At 54.8% G+C, this 16807-nt stretch carries 15 protein-coding genes and 2 pseudogenes; 9 read left to right on the top strand and 8 right to left on the bottom strand.

Annotated elements, in window-relative coordinates:
- Positions 1-126 precede the first annotated feature (126 nt).
- The 6 genes from spy to astC all read right to left on the bottom strand — a co-directional run bounded on the left by spy (position 127) and on the right by astC (position 6978).
- Positions 127-612: an ATP-independent periplasmic protein-refolding chaperone Spy gene (gene spy, locus CJP72_RS04960; protein ID WP_162379789.1), complete on the bottom strand. Its 486-nt coding sequence runs from the start codon at positions 610-612 to the stop codon at positions 127-129.
- Between the two features lie 338 nt (positions 613-950).
- Entirely contained in the window at positions 951-1919 is a 969-nt protein-coding gene (astE, locus tag CJP72_RS04965; protein WP_162379790.1) for a succinylglutamate desuccinylase, read from the bottom strand.
- Positions 1912-3255, bottom strand: a complete 1344-nt coding sequence (gene astB, locus CJP72_RS04970; RefSeq protein ID WP_162379791.1) for an N-succinylarginine dihydrolase — start codon at positions 3253-3255, stop codon at positions 1912-1914. The genes astE and astB overlap by 8 nt, the downstream gene beginning before the upstream one ends.
- On the bottom strand, positions 3252-4730 hold the full coding sequence (gene astD, locus CJP72_RS04975; RefSeq protein ID WP_162379792.1) for a succinylglutamate-semialdehyde dehydrogenase: 1479 nt from the start codon (positions 4728-4730) through the stop codon (positions 3252-3254). The genes astB and astD overlap by 4 nt, the downstream gene beginning before the upstream one ends.
- Complete coding sequence (astA, locus tag CJP72_RS04980) at positions 4727-5761, bottom strand: arginine N-succinyltransferase (RefSeq protein WP_162379793.1); 1035 nt, start codon at positions 5759-5761, stop codon at positions 4727-4729. The genes astD and astA overlap by 4 nt, the downstream gene beginning before the upstream one ends.
- Positions 5758-6978, bottom strand: a complete 1221-nt coding sequence (gene astC, locus CJP72_RS04985) for a succinylornithine/acetylornithine transaminase (RefSeq protein ID WP_162379794.1) — start codon at positions 6976-6978, stop codon at positions 5758-5760. Before astC ends, astA begins: the two co-directional genes overlap by 4 nt.
- Before the next feature lie 446 nt (positions 6979-7424).
- On the opposite strand from astC, the gene xthA reads away from it, so the two are divergent.
- The 7 genes and pseudogenes from xthA to CJP72_RS25195 form a co-directional block, all read left to right on the top strand.
- The gene (gene xthA, locus CJP72_RS04990; RefSeq protein WP_162379795.1) at positions 7425-8231 is read left to right on the top strand and encodes an exodeoxyribonuclease III; all 807 of its coding nucleotides are present in this window, start codon (positions 7425-7427) and stop codon (positions 8229-8231) included.
- A 175-nt stretch (positions 8232-8406) separates the two neighbouring features.
- Positions 8407-9129 carry a TVP38/TMEM64 family protein gene (locus tag CJP72_RS04995; RefSeq protein WP_162379856.1) on the top strand — a complete coding sequence of 241 codons (723 nt, stop codon included), beginning with the start codon at positions 8407-8409 and terminating at the stop codon, positions 9127-9129.
- 93 nt (positions 9130-9222) lie between these two features.
- Positions 9223-9930, top strand: coding sequence for a TVP38/TMEM64 family protein (locus CJP72_RS05000; RefSeq protein WP_162379796.1), 708 nt, complete (start codon positions 9223-9225; stop codon positions 9928-9930).
- Entirely contained in the window at positions 9930-10496 is a 567-nt protein-coding gene (locus tag CJP72_RS05005; protein ID WP_162379797.1) for a carboxymuconolactone decarboxylase family protein, read from the top strand. Before CJP72_RS05000 ends, CJP72_RS05005 begins: the two co-directional genes overlap by 1 nt.
- Before the next feature lie 12 nt (positions 10497-10508).
- The gene (locus tag CJP72_RS05010) at positions 10509-11675 is read left to right on the top strand and encodes an ABC transporter substrate-binding protein (RefSeq protein WP_162379798.1); all 1167 of its coding nucleotides are present in this window, start codon (positions 10509-10511) and stop codon (positions 11673-11675) included.
- Positions 11648-13096, top strand: a pseudogene (locus tag CJP72_RS26260) (thiamine ABC transporter permease); the annotation flags it as partial. The gene CJP72_RS05010 and the pseudogene CJP72_RS26260, both read left to right, overlap by 28 nt.
- Positions 13073-13744, top strand: a pseudogene (locus CJP72_RS25195) (sulfurtransferase); the annotation flags it as partial. The pseudogenes CJP72_RS26260 and CJP72_RS25195, both read left to right, overlap by 24 nt.
- A gap of 67 nt (positions 13745-13811) precedes the next feature.
- Here CJP72_RS25195 and CJP72_RS05020 read toward each other — a convergent pair.
- Complete coding sequence (locus CJP72_RS05020) at positions 13812-14435, bottom strand: CDP-alcohol phosphatidyltransferase family protein (RefSeq protein WP_162379799.1); 624 nt, start codon at positions 14433-14435, stop codon at positions 13812-13814.
- Between the two features lie 87 nt (positions 14436-14522).
- On the opposite strand from CJP72_RS05020, the gene CJP72_RS05025 reads away from it, so the two are divergent.
- On the top strand, positions 14523-14936 hold the full coding sequence (locus CJP72_RS05025) for a pyrimidine (deoxy)nucleoside triphosphate diphosphatase (RefSeq protein WP_162379800.1): 414 nt from the start codon (positions 14523-14525) through the stop codon (positions 14934-14936).
- Here CJP72_RS05025 and CJP72_RS05030 read toward each other — a convergent pair.
- Entirely contained in the window at positions 14896-15174 is a 279-nt protein-coding gene (locus CJP72_RS05030; protein WP_162379801.1) for a YnjH family protein, read from the bottom strand. The two genes, CJP72_RS05025 and CJP72_RS05030, sit on opposite strands and share 41 nt — an antisense overlap.
- A gap of 236 nt (positions 15175-15410) precedes the next feature.
- On the opposite strand from CJP72_RS05030, the gene gdhA reads away from it, so the two are divergent.
- Positions 15411-16754: an NADP-specific glutamate dehydrogenase gene (gene gdhA, locus CJP72_RS05035; protein ID WP_162379802.1), complete on the top strand. Its 1344-nt coding sequence runs from the start codon at positions 15411-15413 to the stop codon at positions 16752-16754.
- Positions 16755-16807 lie beyond the last annotated feature (53 nt).

Consider the following 16807-nt stretch of genomic DNA (forward strand, 5'->3'; position numbering starts at 1 on the left):
GCACGGTATCGTTATCGGCAGCAGTGAGGATTTACCTTAGTGAGAAATAAAGAAAAACCGCCGACCCTGTCCACATCGTGTTGATGTTGTGAACAGGGCCGGCGGTCTTGAATGTTGACTGCGAGATTACTCGGCAGATGCAGGCATTTTACCTTCCTGCGCCGGACGTTCTGTCAGACGCTTCTCAAAATTGGCATTAAATTGTTTTTTCTGTTCCGGGGTCAGAATGTTGTAGATCTTGTTCTGCGTTTCCATGTGCGCCAGCATGTTCGCCTGACGCTGCTCTTCCATCTTCGCAATCTGCGCTTGCGCTTTGGCTTTATCAAAGGTGTCGCTGGCAATGATGTCATGCATCGCGCGGCGTTCTTCCAGCGGCGGACGTTTCATCTGGTCACGCTGGCCTTTCATGATTTCGCGAACCTGCTGTTTCTGCGCATCGGTCAGGTTCAGGTCTTTAAACATCATATCGTGATGCGGCCCAAATTTACCTTTATGGTGCATCATCGGCATAGAGTCAGCAGTAGCCGCGCTGGAAGTGTCAGCTGCGTGAGCCAGGTTTGCAGCGCCCAGCGCCAGGGTAGAAGCAACAAACAGTGCAGTTAATTTACGCATAATCTTTATCCTTCCTTTCAGTTATTTTACGGCATTTCTGATACGGTCGTGCCGTGTTGACGAGATTAACTTTACTGGCTTATTCGTCAATAAGTCAGAGCAACGGTAAAACAATGAAAGTGTAAAAAACAGTTTTTCGCCAATTATGAAGAAAAAAAGAATAAATCGAGGAGAATTGAAATAAAAAATTACAATATGCTGATTTTGAAGGGATTGTGAAAAACTATACCGCAACAGTGGTGATTAATAAAGCAGTTATCCAGGAATAATCCGTAATCCTGCGAACTGACGTCCGGCGGGTATAATCCCCTCAGGCGTTAACCCGAGGGTAAATATCGCTAAGGAAGTTTCTCCAGCATCAGTCCGGCACGTAAACCGTACGCCACATTCGGATTGGGAAAGAGAACATATTCAATGTCATGAGTCACGACCATCCGCTCTTCACCATCCTGCGCTAACACCGTCCCTTCCTTAAATGGCGTGAAATTCAGCGTCTGGTTATCCATATGCAGGATAAAAGCGTCGCTGCGACGGGTAATTTGCGACACCACCCGATAGCGTATCGGAGAGATGTCTCCTGCAATGGCGATATTACCGGCAAGCAACGACGCTAATGCCTGTGCAGTGGGCGCAAACAACGTGAGATCATTGTGGCCAAACGGCAGTGCCTTGCCGAGCTCCAGCGTGCAGGACAGCACGCCAAAATGCTCACAACTAAAATGCGTAAAGGTGCCTCCCGGCGCACGATGGAACACCAGCGCCTCCAGCCCCGCCGCGCCCAACCAACTGAGAAACGTCTCCTCCCAGGGAATGGGACGTTGAGGCAATACCCCAAACCGTACATGATAAGAGCCGCGAATCGCGGTATGCAGATCGAGATGCCAGCGTAACCGTTCACTGCCGCCCGCAAAAAAATTCTCCAGACACTGCTCCAGCTCGCGGGTACGCTCCGTTTCTTCACTCTCAGGAAACTCCTGCCATCGCCCGCCAAACATCCGGTTCATGTCGCTGTGGCAATACCGTTTCCCCGCCGAGAGCGCCAGCGGATTCCCCAGCACCACCAGCAGTCGCCAGCGCAACGTTTGTCGCCCCTGAAAAAGTGCTGAAAGCAGCGCATCCAGCATCTCCACCGGCGCGGTTTCGTTGCCATGAATCCCTGCTGAAAGCACCAGAGCGCGATCCACGGGCGCGTCTGGCGTGAGTTCCAGTAACCCGTGACCTAACCACCGCCAGCGAAAGCCACTGGCGTCCCCCTGCCTGATGTCCGGTGGTTTTCCCGCCAGCGTCAGCGCCAGAAAGTTATCCATTATTTGCTCCTGATTGCTGGAAGGGATAGACCGACCCCAGGTTAAGCAACTGCGTCAGCGCATCCAGCGCTTCGCGTCCTTCACGCAGTAACTGCGGATCGGCAAGGTCTGCCGCCGTCAAACGATCACGATAATAGCGGTCAACCCACTGATTCAGCGTCGTAAAGAGCGCCTCGTTCATCATCACCGCCGGATTCACTACCCGTTGTTCCTCGGGGGTTAAGACCACACGCAGACGTAAACAGGCAGGCCCGCCGCCATTTGACATGCTTTCACGTAAATCAAAGACCCGGAGATCGCTTATCGGGTTATCCGCGTCAAGCAGTCCATTCAGGTAACGCCATACCCCAGCGTGTTCACGACACTCCTGCGGCAGCACCAGCATCATGGAACCGTCTTCACGGCTTAACAACTGGCTGTTGAACAGATATGTGGCAACCGCATCTTGTACCGTGACATCAGACGACGCGACCTCAATCGGCGTAAAGTCGTCCACAGATGCGCGCAGCCGGTTCATGAGATCACCCTGATTCACGAACGCCTGCTGATGGCAAAACAGCACCTGCCAGTTAGACACCGCAATCACATCGTTATGGAAAACGCCAAGGTCGATAACCTCCGGATTCTGTTGGGCGAAAATCGCCTGCCGGGGATTCACCTGATTCAGACGCGCCACGGCTTCGCTGGCCTCACGGGTTTGCCGTGCCGGATAGCGCGTTGGCCGTACGCTATTTCCCTCTTCACAACCATAAACAAACAGTTGCACGCCTGCTGCGCCGTAATCGCCCCCCAGACGGTTATGGTTCGCCGCGCCTTCATCGCCCAACAGCGCGACCTGAGGCAGCGCGTTGTGCACGGAAAAACACGTCTCATCACGAAAAATCGCCCGCAGTAATGCGGCGGTGGTTGAGGCTTCCAGAGCGCGATGGAATTTGTTGTTCAGATTGGCGACTGTGAAATGCACTTTACCATCCAGCGCATCTGCCGACGGGCACACTGTCGCCGCGTTTGCCACCCACATCGGTGAAGCAGAACTGGCGTTGGAAAGCCATTGCGGCGCCTGACGCGCCACCTTTTCAAGCACCTGTTCGTCGCTGCCGGTGAACCCTAGCTGACGGAGCACAGGGAGATACGGACGCTCATGCGGCGGGATCACCGCCTGCGGGAATCCGGCGTCCGCCAACGCCTTCATCTTTAATAATCCCTGCTTCGCCGCCAGCCGCGGGTTTGACACCTGAAAACGATGACGGGTCGACGCCTCATTGCCAAATGACAGCCCGGCATAATGGTGCGTCAGACCGACCAGTCCATCGAAATTGACTTCACACGCTTTCATACCGGCTCCTCATGAGAAAAATCGAGTCCGGGACTGAGTGACGCGGGTAACGTTAATGCCGGTGACTCAAGACTCGCCATCGGCCAGGCGCAATAATCCGCTGCATACCAGGCGCTCGCCCGATGATTGCCGGAGGCGCCAACTCCGCCAAACGGCGCCGTACTGGCAGCCCCCGTCAACGGCTTATTCCAGTTGACGATCCCGGCCCGCGCCTCGAGCAACAGTTGCTCAAACTGTTCACGATCCGGTGAGACCAGACCGCACGACAATCCAAAGCGAGTGTTATTCGCCAGCCGAATCGCCTCATCAAAATCGTCATAGCGCCAGACCCCCAGCAACGGGCCAAACACTTCTTCATCCGGCACGTTTGCCACGCCGGTCATTTCGATAATGCCAGGTGAGAGTAGCGAGGCGCCCTCTTGCAGCACGCGCGGTGCCAGTAGCGTAGTTCCGCCCAGTGATTCCAGTTTCTGCCATGCTTCATACACATGACGCGCCGCCTGAACAGAGATCAATCCGCCCATGAAAGGCTGAGGTTCGTCATCCCAGCCCCCTGGCGTCAGGCGTTGGCTGACCTCCACCAGACGCGCCAGGAACGCATCACCGGTTTTTCCTTTTTTCACCAACAGACGACGCGCGCAGGTACAACGCTGTCCGGCAGTGACAAACGCCGACTGGATGGTCAGATGCACAGCCGCATCGATATCCGCAGGGTCTTCAACGATCAGCGGATTGTTGCCGCCCATTTCCAGCGCGAGGATTTTTTCCGGCTGACCGGACAACTGGCGGTGCAGTTGATAACCGGTGTTCGCACTACCGGTGAAAAGCAGTCCGTCAATGTCGTCCAACGCGCTCAGCGCCTGCCCGGTTTCGCGCCCGCCCTGCACCATATTCAACACACCTGGCGGTAATCCGGCCTGTTCCCACAGTTTCATCACGGCTTCGCCGGTCCACGGTGTTAACTCGCTGGGTTTAAAGATCAGCGTATTCCCCGCCAGCAGCGCCGGAACAATATGGCCGTTCGGTAAATGCCCAGGAAAGTTGTACGGACCAAACACCGCCAGAACGCCATGCGGACGATGGCGCAACGTCGCCGCGCCATCCGGCAGTTCACTGTGCTGCTCTCCGGTACGGATGTGATATGCCTTCACCGAAATGGCGATTTTGTTGATCATTGCCGTCACTTCCGTTACCGCCTCCCAGCGGGGTTTACCGGTTTCTCGGGCAATAATGGTCGTCAGTTCTGCTTTATTGCTCTCCAGTAACGCCGCAAATTTCTCGACCACCGCCTGTCGCTCATTAAACCCGCGCTTCGCCCAGCCGGGGAACGCCGCCCGCGCCGCGCGGTTTGCCTGTAATACCTGCGTCGCGTCCGCATCATTGCCCTGCCAGAGAACGTCTCCGTTCACCGGGTTGGTTTTAATGCGATGTTCTCCCTGACCGGTTATCCAGTCGCCGTTAATCCATAGCGTCATACCGTTTTCTCCTCAGCGCAAAGGCGCACCAGACGAACCTTTTCTCCCGCGTGGCATTTCAGCGCATCTAATTGCGCTGCGGTCAGCACCAGACGCTGTGTGTCCGGGTCGGTACGTATTAATGTGGCGCGAAAATGGTGGTAGTTTTCATTGGCAACCAGGCAGGCAGGAAACTCCCCCTGCGCGGGCTGCCCTTCAACGACCTCCACCAGTCGGCTTTTGCGGATCGCCCGTACGCGATCAATATCGCATTCCAGCGTCGGGCCACCGTCAAAAATATCGATATAGTTCCGGTAGCGGAAACCTTCTTTCTCGAGCACTGCGCGAGCGGGTGCCGTCTGAGGGTGCACCTCGCCAATCACGGCCTGTGCCTCGTCTGAAAGAAAGTGCGTATAAATAGGATGCTTGGGCATCAGTTCGGCAATAAACGCTTTCTGCCCCGTACCGCACAGAAAATCGGCCCGGCTAAACTCCATCGAGAAAAAGCGTTTCCCAAGGCTTTGCCAGAAGGGAGAATAACCATGCTCGTCGATCACGCCGCGCATTTCGGCGACCACTTTCTCGTTGAATTTGTCGCGAAAGGCCGCCATGAACATAAATCGCGACTTTGAGAGCAGATAGCCATTGCCCTCTTTGCGCCAGTCCGGGTCGAGAAACAGCGTACACAGTTCGCTACTGCCGGTATGATCATTGCTGAGAAATAGCGTCGGCAATGCGTTGTAAACATTCAACTCTTTCGACGCATGTACCAGCGTCCCGACCCGATAGTTATACCAGGGATCGTTCAGCCCCACCGCCACTTCAATGGCGCAAATTCCCGCCACCGCGCCAGTTTCACTCTCTTCCAGCACAAACACGTAGCCCTGCTCGCTTTTTGGCAATTCCCCCTGCCAGGTTTTGATTGCGCGATCGATTCGCGCAATCAGCGTCTCTTCATTCGCCGGTAAGGAGGTCAGCCCGCCGCCCGTTTTCGCAGCAAGTTGCATCAGCGCGGTAATGTCCGCGCGTTCGACGGGACGGATCACCATCATGATGAACCCCCTGCTTTAATACGTTCGCAGGCCAGGGAGAAGCGATCCAACCCGGTAGACACTTCTTCTTTACTGACATTAAGCGCAGGGGCGAAACGCACCACGTTGCCCCCGGCAATCAGCACCATGACACCCGCGTTTGCCGCTTCCAGTGAAATCTGTTTGGCTTTTCCAGCAAATTCGGCCGTCAGCTCGCAGCCGATCAGCAATCCCAGGCCCCGGATTTCACTGAACAATCCAAAACGGGCGTTGATGGCATTCAACCGTTCAACAAACCACTCGTGACGCTGTTTGACGCCATTGAGCATCTCGGGGGTATTGACGATCTCCAGTAATTTTCCGGCCACCGCCGACGCCAGCGGATTACCGCCGTAGGTCGTGCCATGGGTGCCCACCGTCATCACGCTGGCACACCGTTTTGTGGTCAACAACGCGCCAATGGGGAAACCGCCACCCAGCGCTTTTGCAGTGGTCAGAAGATCCGGCGTCACGCCATAATGCATATAGGCATAAAGTTCGCCCGTACGCCCGACACCGGTTTGCACTTCATCAAAAATCAGCAACGCATTGTGGCGCTCGCACAGATCGCGAAGCCCCTGCAAAAATTCTTTTGTCGCTGGCAGCACACCGCCTTCCCCCTGCATCGGCTCCACAATCACCGCGCAGGTGGTGTCGTCGATCAGTTCATTGGCAGAATTGAGGTCGTTATACACGGCGTGACGAATATCCGGCGGCAGCGGTGCAAAATCCTGTGAATAGGCCGGCTGTCCGCCTGCGCTGACGGTGAACAGCGTCCGCCCGTGGAACGCATTCTTGAACGCGACGATGCCACTTTTATGGCTGCCAAAATGGTCATGGGCGTACTTGCGCGCCAGTTTTAACGCCGCTTCGTTCGCTTCTGCGCCTGAGTTACAAAAGAAGACACGTTCGGCAAAGGTGGCATCAATCAATTGCTTTGCCAGTCTCAGGACGGGCTCATTGGTGTAGCCATTCCCGGTATGCCAGAACTTTGCCGCCTGCTCATTCAATGCCTCACGCAATGCCGGATGCGCATGCCCCAGCGCGTTAACGGCGATCCCCCCTGCGAAGTCGATATACTCTTTACCCTGCTGATCCCATAAGCGCGAGCCCTCCCCACGAACCGGAATAAACGGCGCGGGTGCGTATACGGGCATCATCCATTCATCAAAGTTTTCACGCGTAACTGACAGAGACATAGCGACCTCTTTGGGTAAATTAAAAGTTACTTATATGTTAATAAATATGAGTGTTTGCGCTGTAAATGTAGATTGCAGAGTTCGTGCCAGCCAGTGCTAAAAATGCATAAATGGGAGATGAGAACGGAAAATCAAACAGTTACGCCCTGAGAATATTCACTTTAATTGCATAAAAAGTGAATATGTTTGCGTATCCGATGAGCATGAAGAGGAAAAAACGCAATATTATTCAGTTGCCAAATATAATTCTGGAATTGTGATCGTATACGAAATTTCTCGGAAATGACTGCCTCATTCTGACGCGGCCCGCCCTAAAACAGGGCATTTTTTGCGCCATTGTTAATACCATTCACACTCATCGCCGCAATCTCACGACAAGTGGCAGTCAGTCAGGCTAATTTCTGCTAACATCCTTGCACTATTCACCTTACAAAGTGGCAGCAACTATGAAATTTGTCTCTTTTAATATCAACGGCCTGCGAGCCCGCCCTCATCAACTGGCAGCCATTGTCGAAAAACACCAACCGGATGTTATTGGCTTACAGGAGACAAAAGTTCACGACGACATGTTCCCTCTCGAAGAGGTGGCAAAACTGGGCTACAACGTTTTCTATCATGGGCAAAAAGGCCATTATGGCGTCGCGCTGCTGACCAAAGAGACACCGATTGCCGTGCGCCGTGGCTTCCCGCAAGATGACGAAGAAGCGCAACGCCGGATAATCATGGCGGAAATCCCCTCTCCGCTGGGGAATATCACCGTCATTAACGGCTATTTCCCTCAGGGTGAAAGCCGCGACCACCCGTTGAAATTCCCGGCAAAAGCGCAGTTTTACCAGAACTTGCAAAACTATCTGGAAACGGAGTTAACACGGGAGAATCCCGTGCTGATCATGGGCGATATGAATATCAGCCCGTCCGATCTGGACATCGGTATTGGTGAAGAGAACCGCAAACGCTGGCTGCGTACCGGTAAGTGTTCCTTCCTGCCGGAAGAGCGTGAATGGATGGCAAGGCTGCTGAACTGGGGCCTGGTTGACACCTTCCGCCAGGCAAATCCAGAAACCGTCGACAAATTCTCGTGGTTTGATTACCGCTCGAAAGGATTTGACGATAACCGTGGCCTGCGTATAGACCTTTTGCTGGCGAGCCATCCACTGGCCGAACGTTGCGTGGAAACGGGCATCGACTATGAAATTCGCAGCATGGAAAAACCTTCCGATCACGCGCCAATCTGGGCCACCTTTCGCGGATAAAACAGGCTGACGTCCTGACAGCTGCGCTGGGCGAGGACGGGATAATTATTGAGTAAAATCAACAAAGCGGCAGTAAGAATTTGTTCCTTACTGCCGTTTATTATATTGTCACGCTCGTTTTTTGTTTCCCCGACAAACTCTCTATTATCAAGTCTTGATATAGGAAATTCCTGTGATGAAAGCCGAGTGTAAATTAGCGATCGCCTGTCTTTTTATTGGCGCTGTGATTTACGCTATTCATTCACGTGGACTCCTCGATTTCGTTGTTAATTTACCCCATCTGCAAGAAATCGTTCGCCAAAGCGGCGCGCTCGCCTACATCCTGTATATCCTGTTATTTATCATTGCCACACTCTGCCTGATGCCCGGCAGCGTACTGGTCATTGTTGGCGGCGTAGTATTTGGTCCTTTCTGGGGAACGCTACTTTCCCTGGTGGCGGCAACACTGGCCTCATCATTGTCTTTTCTGCTTGCCCGCGGGTTGGGCAGAGATCTGTTGCTGAAATATGTCGGTCACACGCCCGTATTTCAGGCGATTGAGAAAGGGATGATTCGCAACGGTACTGATTTTTTAATCCTTACGCGTTTGATTCCGTTATTTCCCTATAATATTCAAAATTATGCATACGGCCTGACGGCTATCTCATTCTGGCCTTTTACGTTTATTTCCGCCATCACCACGTTTCCCGGACTGTTGATATATACCCTGATGGCCAGTGAACTCTCCAGCGAAGGGATAACCACAGTATTTATGGTGAAACTTTGTCTGGCGGGTCTGTCGTTATTTATTTTAATTCAGCTTGCCAAACGATATGCCCGACATAAACAGGTTAATCTGCATGCTGGCGATACGCCGGGCAGCGCAGCACGCTGGTCGTCAAATAATCCGGAAGAATAGCGCTATGCAGCATCCTGGCACATCATGGAAAATAAGATTAACGGCAGGAGGGCTTATGGCAATCGCTGAACTCAACGGTGGTGTTCAAACAGGATGATGCACAATAAACCGCGTATTCTCTGGTTTTACCGCACCGGAGTCATCCTTCTGTTAATTGCCGCGCTGTGTGCATGGGCGCTGATTCCTGGTGTTCATGCGTTTATTCATCACAGTCTTGCGGCCTTTACCGCCGTGGACCAACAGGGCATTGAACGTTTTATTCAATCGTACGGCGCGCAGGCGGCAGTGGTCTCGTTCATTTTGATGATCTTGCAGGCCATTGCCGCCCCGCTGCCGGCGTTTCTCATCACCTTTGCCAATGCCTCGCTGTTCGGCGCCTTCTGGGGCGCTTTGCTCTCCTGGACAAGTGCGATGGCAGGCGCCGCCCTCTGCTTTTTCATCGCCAGGGTAATGGGCCGTAGCGTTGTCGAGAAACTAACCGGCAAAGCCGTGCTGGAAAGCATGGACGGTTTTTTTGCGCGTTACGGCAAACATACTATTCTGATCTGTCGTCTGCTGCCGTTTGTCCCTTTCGATCCGATCAGTTACGCCGCCGGTCTGACGTCGATCCGTTTTCGTCATTTTTTCATCGCGACAGGTCTGGGTCAGCTACCGGCAACCATTGTCTATTCATGGGCAGGTAGCCTGTTAACCGGCGGGACATTCTGGTTCGTGAGCGGACTGTTTATTCTGTTCGCCCTCACGGTCGTTGTCTTTGCGGCCAGAAAATTCTATAGCGAACGTCAAAAGAGGAGATCCTGATGGGGTTGCCGCCGCTGAACAAAATCCCGCTGATTATACGTCCTCAGGCGTGGCTGCATCGCCGTCATTACGGAGAAGTGCTCACCCCGATCCGCTGGTGGGGGCGTATTCCTTTCCTCTTTTATCTGGTGTCTATGTTTGTGGGTTATCTGGAGCGCAAACGCTCGCCGCTTGATCCTGTGTTACGCGCCGTCGTCAGCGCCCGCATCGCGCAAATGTGCCTGTGCGAATTTTGTGTCGATATCACCAACATGAAAATCGCGGAACGCACAGGCAGTACGGACAAACTACTGGCGGTCAGCGAGTGGCGGCAAAGCCCGCTGTTTAGCGAGTCGGAACGTCTGGCGCTGGAGTATGCTGAAGCCGCCAGCATGACGCCCCCTCGCGTTGATGACGCGCTACGCCGCACACTGACCGCCCACTTTGACGTGCAGGCGCTAACGGAACTGACGGCGCTTATCGGCTTACAAAATTTATCGGCGCGTTTTAACTCGTCAATGGACATTCCTGCGCAGGGGCTGTGTCGCCTGCCGGGCGGGACGTCATCAGACGCGAAATCCGAATAATAAGGGGAAAACATGCGCCACTGTGTATGGCTATTGGGGTTACTGTCGCTCTTTTCCCAGACCACGTATGCCCTCGACTGGCAACAGATCAAAGAGGAGGCGAAAGGACAGACCGTCTGGTTCAATGCCTGGGGCGGCGATAATGCCGTCAATCAGTATCTCGACTGGGTGAGCGGCGAAATGAAAACCCATTACGCGATAAACCTTAAAATTGTCCGTCTCGCCGATGCCGCCGATGCCGTCAAACGTATCCAGACGGAGTCTGCCGCCGGGCGTAAAACCGGTGGCTCGGTGGACTTGTTGTGGGTGAATGGCGAAAACTTCCGAACCCTGAAAGAGGCGGGACTGCTGCAAACCGGATGGGCGCAAGCGCTGCCAAACTGGCGATTCGTGGATACACAACAACCGGTGAACGAGGACTTCGCCATTCCCACTGAAGGCGCAGAATCGCCCTGGGGCGGCGCGCAACTGACCTTCATTGCCAACCGCGCGACCACGCCCGAACCACCCAAAACCCCGCAGGCGCTGCTGGAATTTGCCAAAACGTATCCTGGGACCGTGACCTATCCGCGACCACCGGATTTTACCGGCACCGCCTTTCTGGAACAGTTGCTGATAGCGCTAACATCTCAGCCTGATGCCCTAAAAATCGCCCCCGATAGCGCCACGTTTGCCGAGGTGACTGCGCCACTCTGGCACTATCTTGATGCGCTGCATCCCTGGCTGTGGCGTAAAGGTGCCGATTTTCCGCCATCTCCTGCGCGTCTGGACGCGCTGCTTAATGCCGGTGTGCTGCGCATCTCCATGACCTTTAACCCCGCCCATGCGCAACAAAAAATCGCCAGCGGCGAACTCCCCGCGACCGGCTACCGTTTTGGCTTTACTCAGGGCATGGTAGGCAACGTGCATTTCGTCACGATCCCGGCGAATGCCCGTGCCAGCGCGGGTGCGAAGGTAGTCGCTAATTTTCTGCTCTCCCCTGAGGCGCAATTACGCAAAGCCGATCCCGCACTCTGGGGCGACCCTTCGGTGCTGGATCCCAAAAAGCTGCCGGATGCGCAACGTCGCGTCTTACAGTCGCGAGTCCCGGAAGGATTACCCGCCGTACTGCCTGAACCTCACGCCGCATGGGTAAACGCGCTGGAACAAGAATGGCTACGCCGTTACGGTACACGTTAATTTCGCTGCTCTGGTGCATGATGGCGGCGATCTACTCGCCGCTGGTGCCTGGCGCGTTTGCGCTCATCATTCCCGCGCTGTCCATCAAACACTGGCTGGCGCTGTTTGCCGACCCACAGCTATCACAGGCGCTGCTGGCGACGCTTATCTCGGCGACCATTGCCGCAGTTGGCGCGCTGACGATTGCCCTGACGGTGATTGTCGCCCTCTGGCCGGGTGCCAGGTGGCTGCGTCTGTGCGCACGTCTGCCGTGGCTGCTGGCGATTCCGCATGTGGCCTTTGCCACCAGCGCGTTGCTGCTGTTTGCGGAAGGCGGGTGGCTGTACCGCACAATGCCTTTTTTCTCGCCGTTATTGGATCGCTATGGTATCGGGCTTGGCGTAACTCTGGCGGTGAAAGAGAGCGCCTTTATTCTGTGGATCCTCGCGGCACTGCTCAGTGAAAAACAGCTTTCTCAGCAGGTTATCGTGCTCGATACGCTCGGTTACAGTCGTCTGCAATGTCTGAACTGGCTGCTGTTACCTTCTGTGGCGCCCGCGCTGGGGGCGGTAATGCTGGCGGTTGTCGCCTGGTCACTCTCGGTTGTTGACGTGGCGATCATTCTCGGGCCAGGCAATCCACCTACGCTGGCGGTATTAAGCTGGCAATGGTTAAGTCAGGGAGATAGCGATCAACAGATCAAAGGCGCGCTGGTCAGTTTTCTGCTGGTGGGGCTGCTCGTTGCCTTCGCGCTGACAGGCTATCTGCTGTGGCGCGCCTGGCAACGTACCCTCCCCACGATGAACGGCGTGCGCCGTCGCCGCTCATCGACGCGACCGGGCCAAACGCTTTCGCTGATGCTGCCGTTAACGGGTGTACTGTGCTCTGTGCTGCTGGCGCTTATCGCTCACCCTGCGTCAGTCAACCTTGAGGCGTTATTCAACAGTCTGTCTCTGGGCCTCGCTGCCAGCGCCATCGGACTCATCATGATTCTGTTATGGCTGGAATGGGGCCCATCACGTGGACATGGCTGGCTCTGGTTGCCGATTGTTCTACCGGCGCTACCGCTGGTGAGCGGGCAATACATCCTCGCGCTGCGACTGGAACTGGACGGTCAGTACGCTACCGTTATCTGGGGGCATCTGCTGTGGGTGATTCCGTGGATGCTATTTGCGCTACGTCCGGCCTGGCAACGCATCGACCCGCGCCTGATACTGGTGGCGCAAACGCTGGGTTGGACAAAAGGTAAGATATTCTGCTGTGTAAAATGTCCGTTGCTTGTTCGTCCGGCGCTGCTGGCTTTTTCGGTCGGATTCTCTGTCAGTATCGCCCAATATATGCCAGGACTTTGGCTCGGCGCAGGTCGCTATCCCACACTCACCACCGAAGCGGTCGCGCTCAGTAGCGGCGGCAACAACGCGATTCTGGCGAAACATGGCATTCGTCACGATACGACAGTGGTTCTGTATGGTCGCGACGTTTACGCAGCGGCGCGTGTCGCACAGATCATGCTCTATGCCGGTGTGAAAGATGTTCGCGTGCTTGATGGCGGTTGGCAAAGCTGGTCCGACTCCGGGCTGCCGGTTGAACGCGGCACGCCGCCAAAAGTGAAAGCGGAACCTGATTTTGGCGTCGCCATTCCGGCGCAACCGCAGCTGATGTTGAATATGGAACAGGCGCGCGCCCTGCTGCATCGCCAGGATGCTTCGCTGGTCAGCATTCGCTCCTGGCCTGAGTTTATTGGCACCACCAGCGGATACAATTACATCAAACCGAAAGGCGAGATTGCCGGCGCGCGCTGGGGTCATGCCGGCAGCGACTCTACGCACATGGAAGACTTCCACAACCCGGACGGCACCATGCGCAGCGCAGACGATATCGCCGCCATGTGGAAGCAGTGGAATATCCTGGCGGATCAGCAGGTTTCCTTCTACTGCGGTACTGGCTGGCGTGCCTCAGAAACGTTTATCTATGCCCGGGCGATGGGCTGGAAAAATGTCTCCGTGTATGACGGCGGCTGGTACGAGTGGAGCCGCGACCCGAAAAATCCGGTCGCCACCGGCGAACGAGGTCCGGACAGCAGCCTCTAAATCATGAATGCCTGATGGCGCTACGTTGTGTAGGCCGGATAAGCGTAGCGCCATTCGGCAACACGTCTTATCCGGCACGCTGAAGCGATTTCAGCGTCAGGTAGCCACTCCAGATTCGCGTAAAGGTGGTCATCCAGCACAACGCGCCAAATATCCACGCAAGCCACGAAAAATACGCCGGGAATAAGCAACTCAACCCAAACAGCAGAATGGTCTCCGTCCCTTCCGTCAGTCCGCCCAGATAGTAAAACGATTTATGCGCATAGCCGGGATTATCAATCTGATGTTTCGCCGCCAGCGCGGCAAAGGCCAAAAAACTGCTGCCGGTGCCGATAAACGCAAACAGCAGCCAGCCGCCGGCGAGGGCATTTTGCTCCGGTGCGGCGAGAATAAAACCAAACGGCACCAGCGCGTAAAAGAGAAAATCGAGAGAAATATCGAGAAATCCGCCCGCATCCGTCAGTCCTCTACGCCGGGCCAGTGCGCCATCCAGACCATCCAAAAATCGGTTCAATACAATAGCGACCAGCGCAGCCAGATACCAGCCTAATGCCAGAAACGGCAAGGCCAACATGCCGATGGCAAAACCAAGCAGCGTCAGTCCGTCCGGCGTAATCGCCGGTTTATCCAGCAAACTGGCGCACCGATTCAGGAGAGGTTTAATTCCAGGGTGAAGATAGCGATCAAGCACACATGCTCCCGTAAGTGTAAAGTTCTTCAGGTTAGATAACACTGCGGATATTATGGCATTTTCTCTCGTCAGGCAGTGTTGAATATAATGAAATCTCTCGACGTCGTTGCCGCCATCATTGAGCGTGATGGCAAAATTTTACTGGCTCAGCGCCCGGAACATGCTGACCAGCCCGGAATGTGGGAATTTGCCGGTGGTAAAGTCGAGTCCGGTGAAAGCCAGCCGCAGGCGTTGGTGCGTGAACTCAGGGAGGAACTGGGGATCGACGCGGTGGTTGGGCAGTATATCGCCAGCCATCAGCGTGAAGTGTCGGGGCGATTAATTCATCTGCATGCCTGGCACGTCCCGGACTTTAACGGTACATTGCGCGCACACGAACACCAGCGTCTGCTCTGGTGCTCGCCTGAAGACGCGCTTAATTATCCACTCGCCCCGGCAGACATTCCGCTATTAGAAGCATTTAAGGTTTTACGCGACGCCAGACCAGCGGATTCGTGCTGAGGGCTTTGTCGTCACGCTGGCACTGCAACAGTACGCCATCGGCTTTGATGACGGCCCCTTCTGAATAATTTTGATCCTGGTAAATGCAGCACTGATTACAGGGCTGAGGACGCTGTCCGCTGGAGCTAAAAACCTCCGGCGGTATGCTAACGTCAACATCCGGGCGATAACGGTCATTCGCCTGCACAGCGTAAGGCATCAGTGCCACTGCAACAGCGGCCATCAATAAACGGCGCATAGTCATTCCTTTTAAATTGAACTCGTCTTTCCTATTAACGGTAGTAAACACCCTAAACTTTAGCCCTTCTATCATCACTTTTAGTCATGACGCCCGCTTCGTTATTAATTTGCGCAGCAGCATGATTTTTTTCTTGCTTAGCGTCACATTGCTGATGTTATAGTCAAAATCTGCAAACACCTATTCACATAAAACACAATTACAACCACATTAAAATATAAGAGGTTTTTAAATCTATGGATCAGACATGTTCTCTGGAGTCTTTCCTCAACCATGTTCAAAAGCGCGACCCGAATCAAACCGAGTTCGCGCAGGCCGTCCGTGAAGTGATGACCACGCTATGGCCCTTCCTTGAGCAGAATCCCCGTTATCGTCAAATGTCGTTACTGGAACGTCTTGTTGAACCGGAGCGCGTGATCCAGTTTCGCGTCGTCTGGCTGGACGACCGCAATCAGGTTCAGGTAAACCGGGCCTGGCGCGTACAGTTCAACGCCGCGATCGGTCCCTATAAGGGCGGGATGCGTTTCCACCCTTCGGTTAACCTGTCGATTCTGAAATTCCTCGGTTTTGAGCAGACCTTTAAAAACGCCCTGACCACATTGCCAATGGGCGGCGGTAAAGGCGGTAGCGATTTTGACCCGAAAGGGAAAAGCGAAGGCGAAGTGATGCGTTTTTGCCAGGCGCTGATGACCGAACTGTATCGCCATTTGGGGCCGGATACCGATGTGCCAGCCGGTGATATCGGCGTGGGCGGGCGTGAAGTGGGCTATATGGCCGGGATGATGCGCAAGCTCTCCAACAATAGCGCCTGCGTCTTTACGGGCAAAGGTCTCTCCTTCGGCGGCAGCCTGATCCGCCCGGAAGCGACCGGTTATGGTCTGGTCTACTTCACTGAAGCGATGCTCAAACGCCACGGTCTTGGCTTTGAAGGGATGCGCGTGGCGGTTTCCGGTTCCGGCAACGTGGCGCAATTCGCCATTGAAAAAGCGATGGAGTTTGGTGCCCGTGTGGTTACCGCCTCGGACTCCAGCGGCACCGTCGTTGACGAAAGCGGCTTTACGAAAGAAAAACTGGCGCGCCTGTGCGAAATCAAAGCCAGCCACGACGGTCGCGTCGCGGACTACGCGCGTGAATTTGGTCTGACCTATCTGGAAGGCAAACAACCGTGGGCGGTTCCGGTCGATATCGCCCTGCCATGTGCAACGCAAAACGAACTGGATGTTGATGCGGCTCGCCAGCTTATCGCCAATGGCGTGAAAGCGGTGGCGGAAGGCGCAAACATGCCGACCACCATCGAAGCCACCGATCTGTTCCTCGAAGCAGGCGTCCTGTTCGCGCCAGGTAAAGCGGCTAACGCAGGTGGCGTGGCCACCTCCGGGCTGGAGATGGCGCAAAACGCCGCGCGTTTAGGCTGGAAGGCGGAGAAAGTGGATGCGCGTTTGCACCACATTATGTTGGATATTCACCATGCGTGCGTGGAGTACGGCGGTGAAAATAAACAGACAAACTATGTTCGTGGCGCAAACATTGCGGGCTTCGTCAAAGTGGCCGACGCAATGCTGGGTCAGGGTGTGATTTAACCATAAATGCCTGATGGCGCTTCGCTTATCAGGCCTACTAGCGGGGGCAATTC

The organism is Citrobacter sp. NCU1 (assembly GCF_010231475.1).
Taxonomy (GTDB): Bacteria; Pseudomonadota; Gammaproteobacteria; order Enterobacterales; family Enterobacteriaceae; genus Citrobacter_D.

What these genes read in the sequence shown, in the direction of transcription:
- astC (WP_162379794.1), bottom strand. Translation starts at nt 6,978, where the DNA reads ATGTCTCTGTCAGTTACGCGTGAAAACTTTGATGAATGGATGATGCCC.
- CJP72_RS04995 (WP_162379856.1), top strand. Translation starts at nt 8,407, where the DNA reads ATGAAAGCCGAGTGTAAATTAGCGATCGCCTGTCTTTTTATTGGCGCT.
- xthA (WP_162379795.1), top strand. Translation starts at nt 7,425, where the DNA reads ATGAAATTTGTCTCTTTTAATATCAACGGCCTGCGAGCCCGCCCTCAT.
- CJP72_RS05030 (WP_162379801.1), bottom strand. Translation starts at nt 15,174, where the DNA reads ATGCGCCGTTTATTGATGGCCGCTGTTGCAGTGGCACTGATGCCTTAC.
- astD (WP_162379792.1), bottom strand. Translation starts at nt 4,730, where the DNA reads ATGACGCTATGGATTAACGGCGACTGGATAACCGGTCAGGGAGAACAT.
- CJP72_RS05025 (WP_162379800.1), top strand. Translation starts at nt 14,523, where the DNA reads ATGAAATCTCTCGACGTCGTTGCCGCCATCATTGAGCGTGATGGCAAA.
- astB (WP_162379791.1), bottom strand. Translation starts at nt 3,255, where the DNA reads ATGAAAGCGTGTGAAGTCAATTTCGATGGACTGGTCGGTCTGACGCAC.
- astE (WP_162379790.1), bottom strand. Translation starts at nt 1,919, where the DNA reads ATGGATAACTTTCTGGCGCTGACGCTGGCGGGAAAACCACCGGACATC.
- CJP72_RS05005 (WP_162379797.1), top strand. Translation starts at nt 9,930, where the DNA reads ATGGGGTTGCCGCCGCTGAACAAAATCCCGCTGATTATACGTCCTCAG.
- gdhA (WP_162379802.1), top strand. Translation starts at nt 15,411, where the DNA reads ATGGATCAGACATGTTCTCTGGAGTCTTTCCTCAACCATGTTCAAAAG.
- spy (WP_162379789.1), bottom strand. Translation starts at nt 612, where the DNA reads ATGCGTAAATTAACTGCACTGTTTGTTGCTTCTACCCTGGCGCTGGGC.
- CJP72_RS05000 (WP_162379796.1), top strand. Translation starts at nt 9,223, where the DNA reads ATGATGCACAATAAACCGCGTATTCTCTGGTTTTACCGCACCGGAGTC.
- CJP72_RS05010 (WP_162379798.1), top strand. Translation starts at nt 10,509, where the DNA reads ATGCGCCACTGTGTATGGCTATTGGGGTTACTGTCGCTCTTTTCCCAG.
- astA (WP_162379793.1), bottom strand. Translation starts at nt 5,761, where the DNA reads ATGATGGTGATCCGTCCCGTCGAACGCGCGGACATTACCGCGCTGATG.